Here is a 15,108-nt window from a genome sequence, read left to right as displayed (position 1 = left end):
TAAAATGCGCGTTTTCCCTCCGCCTTTTTTGCCCGCGACGCCCGGCGCTCGCGGGCGGTGCCATTGCGATGCCCGTTATCGGCTCTCACGTTTTGCGTAACAACCTGTTCGTCGCGCCGATGGCCGGCGTGACGGATCGTCCGTTCCGCCAGCTGTGCAAGCGGCTGGGGGCCGGGTACGCGGTGTCCGAGATGGTCGCGTCCAATGCGCAGCTGTGGAAAAGCGCGAAGACGATGCGGCGTGCCAACCACGAAGGCGAAGTCGAGCCGATCGCGGTGCAGATCGCCGGCGCCGATCCCGCGATGATGGCCGAAGCGGCCCGCTACAACGTCGACAACGGCGCGCAGATCATCGACATCAACATGGGCTGCCCGGCGAAGAAGGTCTGCAACGTCGCGGCCGGCTCCGCGCTGCTGCAGAACGAGCCGCTCGTGCAGCGGATCGTCGAGGCCGTCGTCGCGGCGGTCGGCACGGGGCCGGATGCGGTGCCCGTCACGCTGAAGATCCGCACCGGCTGGGATCGCGAGCACAAGAACGCGATCACGGTCGCGCGCCTCGCCGAAGCGGCCGGCATCTCGATGCTGACCGTGCACGGCCGCACGCGAGCCGACCTCTACCGCGGCGACGCGGAATACGACACCATCGCGGCCGTGAAGGCGGCCGTGCGCATCCCGGTCGTCGCGAACGGCGACATCACGTCGCCGGCGAAAGCGAAGGCCGTGCTCGACGCAACCGGCGCCGACGCGCTGATGATCGGTCGCGCCGCGCAAGGCCGGCCGTGGCTGTTCCGTGAAATCGATCATTTCCTGCAAACCGGCGAGCTGCTGCCCCCGCCGCGGATCGACGAGATCCAGCACGTGATGAACGAACACCTGGAAGACCACTACGCGTTCTACGGTGAATTCACCGGAGTCCGTACTGCGCGCAAGCACATCGGCTGGTACACTCGCGGCCTTTCCGGTGCCAACGGGTTCCGGCACAGGATGAACACGCTCGATTCCACCCGCGAGCAGCTCGCCGCCGTCAATGCATTCTTCGAGGCGCAAAAGGCGCTGTCGGACCACCTCGTCTACGTCGATGACGAAGAGGAAAACGGCCAGCGCGAGTCGGACGACCATAACCAGTTAGCAGCATGAGCAAGCACAACATCGAACAATGTGTCCGCGAGAGCCTGGACGTGTATTTCCGGGATCTAGACGGCTCCAATCCGCACGACGTCTATGAAATGGTGATGTCCTGCGTCGAAAAGCCAATGCTCGAGGTCGTGCTCGTACAGGCCGGCGGCAACCAGTCGCTCGCCGCGGAGTACCTCGGCATCAATCGCAATACGCTGCGCAAGAAGCTGCAGCAGCACGGCCTGCTGTAGGCCGGCCGTCCCGTCCCCGTTTCCCTGGCTATTGGTGGTTCCATCATGATCAAGCAAGCGCTCATTTCCGTTTCCGACAAGACCGGCATCGTCGACTTCGCGAAGTCGCTGTCCGACCTCGGCGTCAAGCTGCTGTCGACCGGCGGCACCGCGAAACTCCTCGCCGACGCGGGCCTGCCCGTTACCGAAGTGGCTGATTACACGGGCTTCCCGGAAATGCTCGATGGGCGCGTGAAGACGCTCCACCCGAAGGTGCACGGCGGCATCCTCGCCCGCCGCGACCTGCCCGAGCACATGCAGGCGCTGGAGCAGCACGACATCCCGACGATCGACCTGCTGGTCGTGAACCTGTATCCGTTCGTCGCGACGATCGCGAAGGACGACTGCACGCTCGCCGACGCGATCGAGAACATCGACATCGGCGGTCCGACGATGCTGCGCTCGGCCGCGAAGAACCACCGTGACGTGACGGTCGTGGTCGATCCGGCCGACTACGCGGTCGTGCTCGACGAAATGAAGGCGAACGGCAACGCGATCGGCTACGCGACCAACTTCCGCCTCGCGACGAAGGTGTTCGCGCACACCGCGCAGTACGACGGCGCGATCACGAACTACCTGACGAGCCTGACCGACGAGTTGCAGCACGCGTCGCGCAGCGCGTACCCGGCGACGCTGAACATGGCGTTCGACAAGGTGCAGGACCTGCGCTACGGCGAGAACCCGCACCAGAGCGCCGCGTTCTACCGCGACCTCGCGGCGCCGGCCGGCGCACTGGCGAACTACCGCCAGCTGCAGGGCAAGGAGCTGTCGTACAACAACATCGCGGATTCGGACGCGGCGTGGGAATGCGTGAAGACGTTCGACGCGCCGGCCTGCGTGATCATCAAGCATGCGAACCCGTGCGGCGTCGCGGTCGGCAACGACTCGGCCGACGCATACGCGAAGGCATTCCAGACCGACCCGACGTCGGCGTTCGGCGGCATCATTGCGTTCAACCGCGAAGTCGACGAGGCGGCCGCGCAGGCGGTGGCGAAGCAGTTCGTCGAAGTGCTGATCGCGCCGTCGTTCTCGGACGCCGCGAAGCAGGTGTTCGCCGCGAAGCAGAACGTGCGCCTGCTCGAGATCGCGCTGGGTGACGGCCATAACGCCTTCGACCTGAAGCGCGTGGGCGGCGGCCTGCTCGTGCAGTCGCTCGATTCGAAGAACGTGCAGCCGAGCGAGCTGCGCGTCGTCACGAAGCGCCAGCCGAGCGCGAAGGAAATGGATGACCTGCTGTTCGCATGGCGCGTCGCGAAGTACGTGAAGTCGAACGCGATCGTGTTCTGCGGCAACGGCATGACGCTCGGCGTCGGCGCAGGCCAGATGAGCCGCGTCGATTCCGCGCGCATCGCGAGCATCAAGGCGCAGAACGCGGGCCTGACGCTGGCTGGCTCGGCCGTCGCGTCGGATGCGTTCTTCCCGTTCCGCGACGGTCTCGACGTCGTCGTGGCGGCAGGCGCGACCTGCGTGATCCAGCCGGGCGGTTCGATGCGCGACGACGAAGTGATCGCGGCAGCGGACGAGCACGGCATCGCGATGATCCTGACGGGCGTGCGTCACTTCCGTCACTGATCGCACGCGGCCCGCGCGGTCGCGGTACCCAAACCCGGCGGCATCGCACCCGCCGGGTTTTTTATTGCGCGCCGCCGGCGCACGCGACAATGCGGCCTGCGCCACGCACCATTCGTTGTAGTATCGCTGCATCTGGTTTTTCTCCTCACTCATGCGAATTCTCGGCATCGACCCCGGCCTGCGCGTCACCGGCTTCGGCGTGATCGACGTCAGCGGCCACCGGCTCGCCTATGTCGCAAGCGGCGTGATCCGCACGCCGACGGCCGACCTGGCCACGCGGCTCGGCACGATCTTCCAGGGCGTATCGACGCTCGTGCGCGAACACGCGCCCGACCAGGCCGCGATCGAGCAGGTGTTCGTCAACGTGAACCCGCAGTCGACGCTGCTGCTCGGCCAGGCGCGCGGCGCCGCGATCTGCGGGCTCGTCTCCGGCGGCCTGCCGGTCGCCGAATACACCGCGCTGCAACTGAAACAGGCCGTCGTCGGTTACGGGCGCGCGACCAAGTCGCAGATGCAGGAGATGGTCACACGGCTGCTCAACCTCACCGGCCAGCCCGGCAGCGACGCGGCCGACGCGCTCGGGATGGCGATCTGCCATGCGCACAGCGGCAGTACGCTCGGCGCGATCGGCGCGATCGGCGGCCTCGCGCCGGCGCTCGCGAAAAAGGGGCTGCGCGTGCGGCGCGGCCGGCTCGTCCGCTGACGCAACGGCACGCAATCGCCCAATCGCCCGATGCGGCGCGCGGCCCCGCGCGTCGCGCTCGCGCGGTACATCGCCCCGACCTGACGGCCAACCCATCGGCATCGCGCCGCACCTGCGCTACACTCGCGCTTTCCTCCTCGCATCCCGCCATCCATGATCGGTCGCATCGCCGGCATCCTGCTCGAAAAGAACCCGCCTCACCTGCTCGTCGACTGCAACGGCGTCGGCTATGAAATCGACGTGCCGATGAGCACCTTCTACAACCTGCCGCAGACGGGCGAGCGCGTCGTGCTGCTCACGCAGCAGATCGTGCGCGAGGACGCGCACCTGCTGTACGGCTTCCTGACGCCGCAGGAACGCACGACCTTCCGCGAACTGCTGAAGATCACGGGCATCGGCGCGCGCATGGCGCTCGCCGTGCTCTCCGGCATGAGCGTGCAGGAGCTCGCGCAGGCGGTGACGATGCAGGACGCCGCGCGCCTCACGCGCCTGCCCGGCATCGGCAAGAAGACCGCCGAGCGCCTGCTGCTCGAGCTGAAGGGCAAGCTCGGCGCGGACCTCGGTGCGCTCGCCGGCGCCGCATCGCAGTCTGATCACGCGACCGACATCCTCAACGCGCTCGTCGCGCTCGGCTATTCCGAAAAGGAAGGCCTCGCCGCGATCAAGAACGTGCCGGCCGGCACCGGCGTGTCCGAGGGCATCAAACTCGCGCTCAAGGCACTGTCGAAGGTGTAACGGCGGCGCGGGCAGGCGCCAGAGCCGACTGTCGGAGCCAGTGTCGCGCCGCCGGGCGGCGCGCGCCAGTCGGCCGTTCGGCCAGTTCGGCCGCGTGACGGCGCGCGGTACAATGGCCGCATGATTGAAACCGACAAACTCGCCGCCGAGCGGATCATCGCCGCCACGCCATCCTCGTCGCACGAGGAGGTGTTCGAACGCGCGCTGCGGCCACGCCAGCTCGACGACTACGTCGGCCAGGAAAAAGTGCGCGGCCAGCTCGAGATCTTCATCGAGGCCGCGAAGCGCCGCTCCGAGCCGCTCGACCACGTGCTGCTGTTCGGGCCGCCGGGTCTCGGCAAGACTACGCTTGCGCACATCATCGCGCGCGAGATGGGCGTGAACCTGCGCCAGACGTCGGGCCCCGTGCTCGAGCGCGCGGGCGACCTCGCCGCGCTGCTGACCAACCTCGAAGCGAACGACGTGCTGTTCATCGACGAGATCCACCGGCTGTCGCCGGTCGTCGAGGAAATCCTGTATCCGGCGCTGGAGGACTACCAGATCGACATCATGATCGGCGAAGGGCCGGCCGCGCGCAGCGTGAAGCTCGACCTGCAGCCGTTCACGCTGGTCGGCGCGACCACGCGTGCGGGGATGCTGACCAACCCGCTGCGCGATCGCTTCGGGATCGTCGCGCGCCTCGAGTTCTACGATGCCGACCAGCTGGCGCGCATCGTGCGGCGCTCGGCGTCGCTGCTGAACGCGCACATCGATCCGAGCGGCGCGCTGGAGATCGCGAAGCGCTCTCGCGGCACGCCGCGGATCGCGAACCGGCTGCTGCGCCGCGTGCGCGACTTTGCGGAAGTGAAGGCCGACGGCCAGATCACCGCGGCCGTTGCCGACGCCGCGCTCGCGATGCTCGACGTCGACCCGGTCGGCTTCGACCTGATGGACCGCAAGCTGCTCGAGGCTATCCTGCACAAGTTCGACGGTGGCCCGGTCGGCATCGACAACCTCGCGGCGGCGATCGGCGAGGAACGCGACACGATCGAGGACGTGCTCGAGCCGTACCTGATTCAGCAGGGCTTCCTGCAGCGCACGCCGCGCGGGCGCGTCGCGACGCTGCTCACGTATCGCCATTTCGGACTCTCCGCGCCCGACGCCGGCAACGAACGCGGGATGTGGGACACCCCCGCCGGAAAGTAGCCGGCCGCCCGCGCAAGCCAGCCATGACCACGCCGCCCAGCCCTCGCCCCGCACCCAGCCCGCGCTGGGCCGAGCCGATCCGCAAGCGGCTCGTGGCCGGCGTCACGCACCTGACGGCAGGCGGCGGCGGTCCGTCGCTCGATCTGTCGTCGCCGCCCGGGGATCCGGGGCTGTTCGGCCCCGACGCCATCTGCTGGCGCGTGCATGCCGATTTCACGTCGATGATGACGGGCGGCATCGCGGCGCTGCTACTGCAGGCGCTTCATCCGCTCGCGCTCGCGGGCGTCTGGGATCACTCGTCGTTTCGCACCGACATCCTCGGCCGCTTGCGGCGCACCGCCACGTTCATCACGGGCACGACGTTCGGAAGCCGCGCGGACGCGCTCGCGCTGATCGAGCGCGTGAAAGCGATCCACGCGCGCATATCGGGCACCGCGCCCGACGGCCGGCCGTACCGGGCCGACGATCCGGCGTTGCTGACCTGGGTGCATGTCGCGGAAGTATCGAGCTTCCTCGCCGCGCATCTGCGCTATGTGAATCCGTCTCTGCCGGGCGAGTTGCAGGATGGCTACTACGCTGAAACGGCATTGGTCGCCGAGCTGCTCGGCGCCCGCGACGTTCCCCGTTCGCGGGTCGAGGTGGCGGCCTATCTCGCGCGCATGCAGCCCGAGCTCGCGGCCGGGCCGCGCACCTTCGAAGTGATGGACATCCTGCTGAACGTGCCGGTCGCGACGCCCGCGCTGCGGCCGGCCGCGTCGCTGATCATGCATGCGGGAATCGACCTGCTGCCGCCGTGGGCGCAACGCATGCTCGGTGTATCGACGTTCGCACCGCTGCGGCGTGCGGTGGTCCGGCCCGGGGTGCGGGCGGTCGCCCCCGTGCTGCGCTGGGCGCTCGTCAACGGCGCGTCGAAACGCGCACGCCGCCGCGCTGCCGCGCCACCGCCCGACGGCAATCCGCCCGCCTGACGATCCTTCGGATCATTTCGATTTGCTGGGAAATACGGTGGCAAGCTGACGAGCTTGCCTCCGCGCACGGTCGTAGCCCATCACGCCAGGCCGGGCCATACGATCCGATCAGAGCACCTTGCGATACCCGTCGTCGTCGCTCGCGGCGTCCAGATGCGACACGTCGGCCCATTGCACGACCTGCGCGCGGCCATCGACGTAATCGACGACGTTGATGCTCGTGTTGAGCAGTTGATAGCTGCGCGGAGCCGACAGCTCGAGACCATTTGCAAAGCGGTACACGCAGTCGAGCACGCCGCCGTGCGCGACGCAGGCGATCCGGCCGCCCGGATGCGCCGCGACGATCGGCTCGAGCGCATGCAGCACACGGTGATAGAACTCGCGCTGCGACTCGCCGCCGTCGGGCGCGAAGCCCGGGTCGCGGGTCTGCCACGCGGCGTAGGCGTCCGGAAACAGCATCTCGATCTCGGTGCTGTCATGCCCCTGGAACACGCCGTACGCGCGTTCGCGCAGCCCTTCGCGCAACTGCAGCGGCAGCCCGAGCGCATCGGCAAAGGGTTGCGCGGTCTGCTGCGCGCGCATCAGGTCGCTCGAATAGATCGCGTCGATCCGCTGCCCTTCGCGCGCTTCCCGCGCGAGCCGGACGGCCAGCCGCCGCGCCTGCGCGAGCCCCGTTTCGGCCAGCGGAATGTCGATATGGCCCTGGATGCGCTTGATGCGGTTCCAGGCCGTTTCGCCATGGCGAATGAACAGAATCTGCGTGGCGGCCATCGCGGCGCGTCTCCGGGAAAGTGTCAGGGCCGCACTTGCAGCCAGAACGTCACGGGGCCGTCGTTGACGAGCGACACCTGCATGTCGGCGCCGAACTCGCCCGTCTCGACGATCGGATGGCGCTCGCGCGCGGCCGCGACGAAATAGTCGAACAGGCGCGCGCCTTCGTCGGGCGGCGCGGCCGGCGTGAAGCTCGGTCGCAGCCCGCTGTTGGTATCGGCCGCGAGCGTGAACTGCGACACGAGCAGCAGGCCGCCTGCGCCACCCGTGCCGTCGATGTTCGACACCGGCAGGTTCATCTTGCCGGCCGCGTCGCTGAACACGCGATAGCCGAGCAGCTTCGCGAGGAGCTTGTCGGCCGCGGCCTCGGTGTCGCCGCGCTCCGCGCAGACGAGCGCGAGCAGGCCCGCGCCGATCTCGCCCGTCGTGCGGTCGCCGACGCGCACGTCGGCACGCTTCACGCGCTGGATCAGCGCGATCATGCGCTCAGCGTGACGCGCGCGAAGCGGCGCTTGCCGACCTGCACGACGAACTCGCCGGCCTCGACCTTCAGGCCCTTGTCGGACACGGTCGCACCGTCGATCTTCACGCCGCCCTGCTCGATGTTGCGCAGCGCTTCGCTCGTCGACGGCACGAGGCCGGCCTGCTTCAGCAGCTGGCCGATCGCGAGCGGCGCGCCCGCGAGCGTGACCGACGGGATGTCGTCCGGCACGCCGCCCTTCGCGCGGTGGTTGAAATCCTCCAGCGCACGCTCGGCGTCGGCCTGCGAGTGGAAGCGCGCGACGATTTCCTGCGCGAGCAGCACCTTGAAGTCGCGCGGGTTGCGGCCGCCTTCGGCGTCGCGCTTGAAGCCGGCGATCTCGTCGAGGCTGCGGAACGACAGCAGTTCGAAGTAACGCCACATCAGCGTGTCCGAGATGCTCATCAGCTTGCCGAACATGTCGGTCGGCTTCTCGCTGATGCCGACGTAGTTGCCCTTCGACTTCGACATCTTCTCGACGCCGTCGAGGCCTTCGAGCAGCGGCATCGTCAGGATGCACTGCTGTTCCTGGCCGTACTGCTTCTGCAGTTCGCGGCCGACCAGCAGGTTGAACTTCTGGTCGGTGCCGCCGAGCTCGAGATCGGCGTTCAGCGCGACCGAGTCGTAGCCCTGCATCAGCGGGTACAGGAATTCGTGGATCGAGATCGGCACGCCGCCCTGGAAGCGCTTCGTGAAGTCCTCGCGCTCGAGGATCCGCGCGACCGTGTAGCGCGACGCGAGCTTGATCATCCCGTCCGCGCCGAGCGGCATCGACCATTCGCTGTTGTAGCGGATCTCGGTTTTTTCGCGGTCGAGCACGAGCGCGGCCTGCTCGAAGTAGGTCTTCGCGTTCGATTCGATCTGTTCGCGCGTGAGCGGCGGACGCGTCGCGTTGCGGCCCGACGGATCGCCGATCAGCGACGTGAAATCGCCGATCAGGAAGATCACGGTATGACCGAGGTCCTGCAGCTGACGCATCTTGTTCAGCACGACCGTATGGCCGATGTGGATGTCGGGCGCGGTCGGGTCGAGGCCGAGCTTGATGCGCAGCGGCGTGCCGGTGGCCGCGCTGCGCGCGAGCTTCTGCGCGAACTCTTCCTCGATCAGCAGCTCGTCGACGCCGCGCTTCGTGACGGCGAGCGCATGGCGGACTTCGTCGGTGATCGGGAAAACAGGCTTGGAACTGGGTTCGGTGCTCATCGGTGCCGGGAAGAATGTCGCAAAGACAGGGATTTTCCCATAACTTGCGCGTGCATCGCTTAACGATGCGTCAGGTTGCGCGGATAATCGGGCGCAAGGCGCGTGGCACCGGCCCGCGCCGCTCGATCCAGGAGAACCCAACGTGCCGCAACGACATCCGCAACCTGCCCATCCGGCCGACGGCATCTACTTCGGGCTGATGTCGGGAACCAGCATGGACGGCGTCGATGGCGTCGCCGTGCGTTTCGAGACCGGCCACGCACCGGTCGTGCTCGCGGAAGCGTTCGTCGGCTTCGCGCAATCGCTGCGCGACGCGCTGTTCGCGCTGCAGCAGCCCGGCGACAACGAGATCGACCGCGAATCGCTCGCGGCGAACGCACTCGTCACGCGCTACGCGGTGTGCTGCCATGAATTGCAGCGCACCGCAGGGCTGTCGCGCGACGAGATTCGCGCGATCGGCGTGCACGGCCAGACGGTGCGTCACCGCCCCGAGCGCGGCTATACGCGGCAGCTCAACAACCCGGCGCTGCTCGCCGAGTTGACCCAGGTGGACGTGATCGCCGATTTCCGCAGCCGCGACGTGGCCGCCGGCGGCCACGGCGCGCCGCTCGCGCCGGCGTTCCATGCGACGGTGTTCGGCGCACCCGGCGAGACGCGGGTCGTCTGCAATCTCGGCGGGATCAGCAACATCACGATCCTGCCCGCCGAAGGCGGCGACGTGCGCGGCTTCGATTGCGGCCCCGCGAATGCGCTGCTCGACGAATGGGCGACCCGCCATCTCGGCAAGCCGTACGACGACGGCGGCAAGTTCGCCGCGCGCGGCACCGTGCATGCGCCACTGCTCGATGCACTGCTCGACGAGCCCTATTTTGCCGCGCCGCCGCCGAAAAGCACCGGCCGCGACCTGTTCAATCCCGCGTGGCTCGACGCGAAGCTCGCCGCGTTCGCGCAGGTTGCGCCGCAGGACGTGCAGGCGACCCTCACGGCGCTCACTGCCGTGTCGGTCGCACGCGAGATCGCCACGCACGCACCGGGCTGCAAGGCCCTCTTCGTATGCGGCGGCGGCGCACGCAACCCGGTGCTGCTCGACACGCTCAGGCGCGCGCTGCGCGAGGCCGGCGTGCCGGCCGCGGTCGATACGACCGCCGCGCTCGGCGTGCCGCCGCAACAGGTCGAAGCGCTCGCATTCGCGTGGCTCGCGTACCGCTTCACCGCGCGCGGGCCCGGCAATCTCGCGACGGTGACCGGCGCGGCCGGCAACCGTGTGCTCGGCGCGCTTTATCCACGCTGACGCGATGCCCGCCGCGCGGCGGGCGCTGCATCGCAGACGGGAATGAAAAAAAACGGGGCATGAAGCCCCGTTTTTCATATCGGCGAACCGGCGCGGATCTGCCGGATGCTCAGACCGAGAACGACGAGCCGCACCCGCAGGTGGTCGTGGCGTTCGGGTTCTTGATCACGAACTGGGCGCCGTTGAGGTCGTCCTTGTAGTCGATCTCGGCGCCGACCAGGTACTGGTAGCTCATCGAGTCGATCAGGAGCTGGACGCCGTTCTTGTTCATCACGGTGTCGTCCTCGTTGACTTCCTCGTCGAACGTGAAGCCATACTGGAAGCCCGAGCAGCCGCCACCCTGCACGAACACGCGCAGCTTCAGGTCGGGATTGCCCTCTTCGTCGATCAGTTGCTTGACCTTGTCGGCCGCGGCGTCGGTGAAGACGAACGGTACCGGCATTTCGGCCGTCGTTGCTGCGGATTCGGTAACAGCGTTCATGCGAACTCTCCAAAAAGCTTTAGCCGCTATTGTAGGGCCGATCAGAAGATCGTGCTGATGTCCATGAAATCAATAGGTTCTTGTTGATTTCAATCGCGTGGCCCCGCGGGTGGCCGTCGCGCGGGCATAAAAAAACCGCCAGCGCGAAAGCTGGCGGTTTTTTCGGCGGACGCCGCCCGAAAGCGGCGAGGCCATGAAGCGGAATTAACGCTTCGAGAACTGCTTTGCGCGACGTGCCTTGCGCAGACCAACCTTCTTACGCTCGACTTCACGTGCATCGCGCGTGACGAAGCCTGCGGTCGACAGCGACGGCTTCAGCGTCGCATCGTAGTCGATCAGTGCACGGGTGATGCCGTGGCGCACTGCGCCTGCCTGACCCGTTTCACCGCCGCCCGTGACGTTCACCTTGATGTCGAACGTCTGGCCGTGGTTCGTGAGTTCCAGCGGTTGACGCACGATCATCAGCGACGTTTCGCGCGAGAAGTAGTCAGCGATGGGCTTGCCGTTGACGATGATGTCGCCCTTGCCAGCCTTGATGAAGACACGTGCGACAGCGCTCTTGCGGCGGCCCGTACCGTAGTTCCAGTTACCGATCATGTGGGCTCCCCTTAGATCTCGAGCGCCTTCGGCTGTTGCGCCGAATGCGGATGCGTGGCTTCAGCGTAGACCTTCAGCTTCTTGATCATTGCGTAGCCGAGCGGGCCCTTCGGCAGCATGCCCTTGACCGCTTTCTCGAGCGCGCGGCCCGGGAAGCGTTCCTGCATCTTGCCGAACGTCGTTTCATAGATACCGCCCGGGTAGCCCGAGTGACGGTAGTACTTCTTGTCGAGAGTCTTGTTGCCCGTGACCTTCAACTTGCTCGCGTTGATGATGATGATGAAATCACCAGTGTCGACGTGCGGGGTGAACTCAGGCTTGTGCTTGCCGCGCAGACGGCGTGCCACTTCGCTGGCAACACGGCCGAGAACCTTATCCGTCGCGTCAATCACGTACCATTCGCGCGTCACCTCATGGGCTTTTGCGGAAAACGTCTTCATGATCGATCCAAAAAAAATGCTTTGCCCGATGTGTTCTTCCTGCTTGTCTGTGTGCGCTTCGAGGCGCGGTGCAGGCTCTCCCTGTTCTTTTTCCGTGGGCATGAATGCGGAAAAGCCCTGAATTATAAAGGAAATACGGCAACGCGGTCAAAGGGAATCCACGTCCCGCACCGGCCGCGCCCGAAATGAGCCAGAATTCGGTCGTGCCCCGACACACCCGGCGAACCGAGCGCCTGGGGAGGCACCCATCGACGCGCGGCACCAGACCTTGCCGCGCCCGATCGGCCGACCACGGAAAAACGACCAACAAGCATGATGAAACAACGACTTACGCCTATTCTCGCGGCCGGATGGCTGGCCGCCGTCGCGCCCGCCATCGCCGCCCCGGCCGGCTGCGAGGCCAAGCTCGACGCACTCGACGCCCGCATCGCGGAGGCCCGCGGCGCCCATGCCGAAGATCGCGTCGCCCGCCTGCGCGCGGTACGCGCGCGCGTGCAGCACTTCTGCGCGCGCGGTTACAGCGATGCCTCTGGCGCCCCCGCGCCGGCGCCTGCCGCCCGTGCCGCGGAGTCGCCACTCGACGCGGCGTCGCGGCCGGCCGCACGGCAGCCCGCGTAATCACCACCAGTAACGGATGCCGGAGCGCGCAAACTGCGCGCCGCTGATTGCATGGGACGAAAAAAAGCCCGAACGGCTGGTTCGGGCTTAATCCACCTCAGGAGGAGGGTGGAGGAGACATGCGGAGATTGTCGCACCGCGACAACCAATGAGGCTCATTATACGAATGGGGCGTCGACTTCACAAGAAAATTCGCATTAAGAAATTGCAAACCACAATGTGGGATACGGATCCTTTCGCAAGGCCAATCGACTTTTCTCTTTAAAATCAATCGTGTAGTTGACCAGCGCAGGCTCGCAAGCCTACCAAACCTAGAGTAAAACCCCTAAAGACCTCAGGGAAATCGGCGTCCGAGGCCCCGCTGGCTGTCGCACGTGCCCGCCCGCCCCTTCGCGTCGTGCAGCGCATCAGCCGACCATTGCCCGGCGGGCTACAATGCCGGATCGAATCCGAATCAGGCAACGCTGGAGCGCAAGCATGGAATGCAAAGTAAGCTGGATGGGTCAGGACGGCATGGCGTTTTCCGCACAGACCGGAAGCGGGCATCTCGTCGCGATGGACGGCGCGCCGGAAGGCGGCGGCCATAACCTCGCGCCGCGCCCGATGGAAATGGTGCTGGTCGGCACCGGCGGCTGCACCGCGTACGACGTCGTGCTGATCCTGAAGAAGAGCCGTCAGGAAGTCACCGGCTGCTCGGTCACGCTGAAGGCCGAGCGCGCGAGCGAAGATCCGAAGGTGTTCACGAAGGTCCACTTCCACTTCACCGTCACGGGCCGCAACCTGAACCCGGCCACGGTCGAGCGCGCGATCAACCTGTCGCACGACAAGTACTGCTCCGCGTCGATCATGATCGCGAAGACGGCCGAACTCACGCATTCGTTCGACATCGTCGCGGACTGAACGCACGGCAGCCACGCATGAAAAAAGGGCCGGCGCTCCTGGTGGAGCGCCGGCCCTTTCGCATTCGAACGGCAAAGCAGGCCGATAAGCCGGATTCTGTGCACGCTGCACGCCGAAGCGCGCAGCGCGTGGCAGCCATTCCTCTAGGCGCGCCATTGCTGACGCGCTCAAGCTTCCTACCCGCAGACGAGACGGGGGCCCCGTCCTGCATCCGAAAATGCGCGCCTGCCTACTTGGAATTGCTCCGGGTGGAGGTTACCGTGCCGGCGAACGTCGCCGTCGCCGCGGTGCGCTCTTACCGCACCGTTTCACCCTTACCTGATCCCGGCTTGCGCCGGGCCATCGGCGGTTTGCTTTCTGTTGCCCTGTTCCGCGTGTCGCCACGGATGGCCGTTAGCCATCACCCTGCCCTGTGGAGTCCGGACTTTCCTCGCCCCCGCCAGCCCGAAGGCGGCGAGGCCGCGACTGCCTGGCCTGCTTTGCGACGCGCATTTTAGCACCGCGCGCCGCCGGCCGCGCCGGTCATGCGAACTTCCAGCCGATCGCCTCGCCGGCGCGCAGCGGCACGACCGGCGTATCGCCCGCGAACACCTCGCGCGGCAATTCCCAGGTCTCGCGACGCAGCGTGACGGTTTCGGTGCTGTGCGGCAGCCCGTAGAAATCCGCGCCGAAGCGGCTCGCGAAATTTTCCAGCTTGTCGAGCGCGCCGGCCTGGTCGAACGCTTCCGCATACAGCTCGAGCGCGTGCAGCGCCGTGTAGCAGCCCGCGCAGCCGCACGCGGTTTCCTTCGCGCCGCGCGCGTGCGGCGCGCTGTCGGTACCGAGGAAGAAGCGCGGGTTGCCCGACGTCGCGGCCTCGACGAGCGCGACGCGATGCGTTTCGCGCTTCAGCACCGGCAGGCAGTAGTAGTGCGGGCGAATCCCGCCGACGAACAGCGCGTTGCGGCTGTAAAGCATGTGCTGCGGGGTGATCGTCGCGCCGAGCAGGCCCGGTGCCGCGTCGGCGTCGCGCACGTAGTCGGCCGCGTCCTTCGTCGTGATGTGTTCGAACACGACCTTCAGGCCCGGGAAATCGCGGCGCAGCGGCGTCATCACGCGATCGATGAACACCTTCTCACGATCGAACATGTCGACCGACGGATCGGTCACCTCGCCGTGCACGAGCAGCGGCATGCCGGTTTCCTGCATGACCTCGAGCGTCTTCGCGCACTTCGCGAGATCGCTGACGCCGTGGTCCGAGTTCGTCGTCGCGCCGGCGGGATACAGCTTCACGCCATGCACGAAGCCGCTGTCGCGCGCGCGGCGGATTTCGTCGGGCGCCGTGTTGTCGGTCAGGTACAGCGTCATCAACGGCTCGAACGTCATCCCGGCCGGCAGCGCGGCCAGGATCCGCTCGCGATAGGCCTGCGCGTGCGCGGTGGTCGTGACGGGCGGCTTCAGGTTCGGCATGACGATCGCGCGGGCGAACTGGCGCGCGGTATGCGGGAGCACCGCGGCCAGCATGTCGCCGTCGCGCAGGTGCAGGTGCAGGTCGTCGGGACGGGCGAGCGTGAGCGTCGCCGGAGAGGAAGCGTTCGAGGCAGTCATAGGAGGCGTCGTGAGGAACGGGCTGGCCATCTGCGGGGCCGGAACGCACGTGCGCGGACCGACTGACGGCAAACCGCAACACGAGGCCTTCGGCCGGCGGAATCCGCTTTTTACCGCTCAAGGCTCGGTGATATG

General features: G+C 66.9%; 17 protein-coding genes and 1 other RNA gene. 10 read left to right on the top strand and 8 right to left on the bottom strand.

Going from position 1 to position 15,108, the window contains the following annotated elements:
- Positions 1-68 precede the first annotated feature (68 nt).
- The 7 genes from dusB to FFI87_RS03295 all read left to right on the top strand — a co-directional run bounded on the left by dusB (position 69) and on the right by FFI87_RS03295 (position 6,568).
- Complete coding sequence (dusB, locus tag FFI87_RS03325) at positions 69-1,136, top strand: tRNA dihydrouridine synthase DusB (RefSeq protein ID WP_012363107.1); 1,068 nt, start codon at positions 69-71, stop codon at positions 1,134-1,136.
- On the top strand, positions 1,133-1,366 hold the full coding sequence (locus FFI87_RS03320; protein WP_006476892.1) for a Fis family transcriptional regulator: 234 nt from the start codon (positions 1,133-1,135) through the stop codon (positions 1,364-1,366). The genes dusB and FFI87_RS03320 overlap by 4 nt, the downstream gene beginning before the upstream one ends.
- A 45-nt stretch (positions 1,367-1,411) precedes the next feature.
- A complete protein-coding gene (gene purH, locus FFI87_RS03315) occupies positions 1,412-2,977 on the top strand; it encodes a bifunctional phosphoribosylaminoimidazolecarboxamide formyltransferase/IMP cyclohydrolase (RefSeq protein ID WP_012363106.1) in 1,566 nt (521 codons plus the stop codon).
- A gap of 151 nt (positions 2,978-3,128) precedes the next feature.
- Entirely contained in the window at positions 3,129-3,680 is a 552-nt protein-coding gene (ruvC, locus tag FFI87_RS03310) for a crossover junction endodeoxyribonuclease RuvC (RefSeq protein ID WP_012363105.1), read from the top strand.
- Between the two features lie 153 nt (positions 3,681-3,833).
- Complete coding sequence (gene ruvA / locus FFI87_RS03305; RefSeq protein WP_006751895.1) at positions 3,834-4,415, top strand: Holliday junction branch migration protein RuvA; 582 nt, start codon at positions 3,834-3,836, stop codon at positions 4,413-4,415.
- A 120-nt stretch (positions 4,416-4,535) separates the two neighbouring features.
- The gene (gene ruvB / locus FFI87_RS03300) at positions 4,536-5,600 is read left to right on the top strand and encodes a Holliday junction branch migration DNA helicase RuvB (protein ID WP_012363104.1); all 1,065 of its coding nucleotides are present in this window, start codon (positions 4,536-4,538) and stop codon (positions 5,598-5,600) included.
- Between the two features lie 23 nt (positions 5,601-5,623).
- Positions 5,624-6,568: an oxygenase MpaB family protein gene (locus tag FFI87_RS03295; RefSeq protein WP_138848236.1), complete on the top strand. Its 945-nt coding sequence runs from the start codon at positions 5,624-5,626 to the stop codon at positions 6,566-6,568.
- Between the two features lie 108 nt (positions 6,569-6,676).
- Here FFI87_RS03295 and FFI87_RS03290 read toward each other — a convergent pair whose 3' ends face one another.
- Genes FFI87_RS03290 through tyrS form a run of 3 tightly spaced genes read right to left on the bottom strand, consistent with a single transcriptional unit; the run spans position 6,677 to position 9,059 of the window.
- Positions 6,677-7,339 (bottom strand): histidine phosphatase family protein, encoded by a 663-nt coding sequence (locus tag FFI87_RS03290; RefSeq protein ID WP_138848237.1) that lies wholly within the window; start codon positions 7,337-7,339, stop codon positions 6,677-6,679.
- Positions 7,340-7,362: 23 nt separating this feature from the next.
- Positions 7,363-7,821, bottom strand: coding sequence for a D-aminoacyl-tRNA deacylase (gene dtd / locus FFI87_RS03285; RefSeq protein WP_138848238.1), 459 nt, complete (start codon positions 7,819-7,821; stop codon positions 7,363-7,365).
- Complete coding sequence (tyrS, locus tag FFI87_RS03280) at positions 7,818-9,059, bottom strand: tyrosine--tRNA ligase (RefSeq protein WP_006759920.1); 1,242 nt, start codon at positions 9,057-9,059, stop codon at positions 7,818-7,820. Before tyrS ends, dtd begins: the two co-directional genes overlap by 4 nt.
- Before the next feature lie 142 nt (positions 9,060-9,201).
- Here tyrS and FFI87_RS03275 point away from each other — a divergent pair, with 142 nt between their 5' ends.
- On the top strand, positions 9,202-10,350 hold the full coding sequence (locus FFI87_RS03275) for an anhydro-N-acetylmuramic acid kinase (protein WP_138848239.1): 1,149 nt from the start codon (positions 9,202-9,204) through the stop codon (positions 10,348-10,350).
- Positions 10,351-10,459: 109 nt separating this feature from the next.
- Here FFI87_RS03275 and erpA read toward each other — a convergent pair whose 3' ends face one another.
- The 3 genes from erpA to rplM form a co-directional block, all read right to left on the bottom strand.
- On the bottom strand, positions 10,460-10,831 hold the full coding sequence (erpA, locus tag FFI87_RS03270) for an iron-sulfur cluster insertion protein ErpA (protein WP_006751888.1): 372 nt from the start codon (positions 10,829-10,831) through the stop codon (positions 10,460-10,462).
- Positions 10,832-11,035: 204 nt separating this feature from the next.
- Positions 11,036-11,428 carry a 30S ribosomal protein S9 gene (gene rpsI / locus FFI87_RS03265; protein WP_006751887.1) on the bottom strand — a complete coding sequence of 131 codons (393 nt, stop codon included), beginning with the start codon at positions 11,426-11,428 and terminating at the stop codon, positions 11,036-11,038.
- A gap of 11 nt (positions 11,429-11,439) precedes the next feature.
- Complete coding sequence (gene rplM, locus FFI87_RS03260) at positions 11,440-11,868, bottom strand: 50S ribosomal protein L13 (protein ID WP_009687896.1); 429 nt, start codon at positions 11,866-11,868, stop codon at positions 11,440-11,442.
- Positions 11,869-12,180: 312 nt separating this feature from the next.
- Between rplM and FFI87_RS03255 the strand changes: the two genes are divergently transcribed.
- Both FFI87_RS03255 and FFI87_RS03250 read left to right on the top strand, forming a co-directional pair.
- On the top strand, positions 12,181-12,486 hold the full coding sequence (locus FFI87_RS03255; protein WP_138848240.1) for a hypothetical protein: 306 nt from the start codon (positions 12,181-12,183) through the stop codon (positions 12,484-12,486).
- Positions 12,487-12,921: 435 nt separating this feature from the next.
- Positions 12,922-13,386 carry an OsmC family protein gene (locus FFI87_RS03250; protein WP_072465471.1) on the top strand — a complete coding sequence of 155 codons (465 nt, stop codon included), beginning with the start codon at positions 12,922-12,924 and terminating at the stop codon, positions 13,384-13,386.
- Positions 13,387-13,455: 69 nt separating this feature from the next.
- Here FFI87_RS03250 and rnpB read toward each other — a convergent pair.
- Together rnpB and pyrC are read right to left on the bottom strand one after the other, a co-directional pair.
- Positions 13,456-13,867: RNase P RNA component class A (rnpB, locus tag FFI87_RS03245), an RNA gene on the bottom strand.
- Positions 13,868-13,908: 41 nt separating this feature from the next.
- Entirely contained in the window at positions 13,909-14,973 is a 1,065-nt protein-coding gene (gene pyrC / locus FFI87_RS03240; protein ID WP_041489762.1) for a dihydroorotase, read from the bottom strand.
- Positions 14,974-15,108 lie beyond the last annotated feature (135 nt).

The sequence above is a fragment of the Burkholderia sp. KBS0801 genome, from assembly GCF_005937855.2.
GTDB lineage: Bacteria > Pseudomonadota > Gammaproteobacteria > Burkholderiales > Burkholderiaceae > Burkholderia > Burkholderia ambifaria.
This window is presented reverse-complemented; position numbering and strand designations above follow the sequence as displayed.

Bases quoted from the DNA above. Each gene is read 5' to 3' on its own strand.
- dusB (WP_012363107.1), top strand. From the start codon at position 69: ATGCCCGTTATCGGCTCTCACGTTTTGCGTAACAACCTGTTCGTCGCG.
- FFI87_RS03320 (WP_006476892.1), top strand. From the start codon at position 1,133: ATGAGCAAGCACAACATCGAACAATGTGTCCGCGAGAGCCTGGACGTG.
- purH (WP_012363106.1), top strand. From the start codon at position 1,412: ATGATCAAGCAAGCGCTCATTTCCGTTTCCGACAAGACCGGCATCGTC.
- ruvC (WP_012363105.1), top strand. From the start codon at position 3,129: ATGCGAATTCTCGGCATCGACCCCGGCCTGCGCGTCACCGGCTTCGGC.
- ruvA (WP_006751895.1), top strand. From the start codon at position 3,834: ATGATCGGTCGCATCGCCGGCATCCTGCTCGAAAAGAACCCGCCTCAC.
- ruvB (WP_012363104.1), top strand. From the start codon at position 4,536: ATGATTGAAACCGACAAACTCGCCGCCGAGCGGATCATCGCCGCCACG.
- FFI87_RS03295 (WP_138848236.1), top strand. From the start codon at position 5,624: ATGACCACGCCGCCCAGCCCTCGCCCCGCACCCAGCCCGCGCTGGGCC.
- FFI87_RS03290 (WP_138848237.1), bottom strand. From the start codon at position 7,339: ATGGCCGCCACGCAGATTCTGTTCATTCGCCATGGCGAAACGGCCTGG.
- dtd (WP_138848238.1), bottom strand. From the start codon at position 7,821: ATGATCGCGCTGATCCAGCGCGTGAAGCGTGCCGACGTGCGCGTCGGC.
- tyrS (WP_006759920.1), bottom strand. From the start codon at position 9,059: ATGAGCACCGAACCCAGTTCCAAGCCTGTTTTCCCGATCACCGACGAA.
- erpA (WP_006751888.1), bottom strand. From the start codon at position 10,831: ATGAACGCTGTTACCGAATCCGCAGCAACGACGGCCGAAATGCCGGTA.
- rpsI (WP_006751887.1), bottom strand. From the start codon at position 11,428: ATGATCGGTAACTGGAACTACGGTACGGGCCGCCGCAAGAGCGCTGTC.
- rplM (WP_009687896.1), bottom strand. From the start codon at position 11,868: ATGAAGACGTTTTCCGCAAAAGCCCATGAGGTGACGCGCGAATGGTAC.
- FFI87_RS03255 (WP_138848240.1), top strand. From the start codon at position 12,181: ATGATGAAACAACGACTTACGCCTATTCTCGCGGCCGGATGGCTGGCC.
- FFI87_RS03250 (WP_072465471.1), top strand. From the start codon at position 12,922: ATGCCGGATCGAATCCGAATCAGGCAACGCTGGAGCGCAAGCATGGAA.
- pyrC (WP_041489762.1), bottom strand. From the start codon at position 14,973: ATGACTGCCTCGAACGCTTCCTCTCCGGCGACGCTCACGCTCGCCCGT.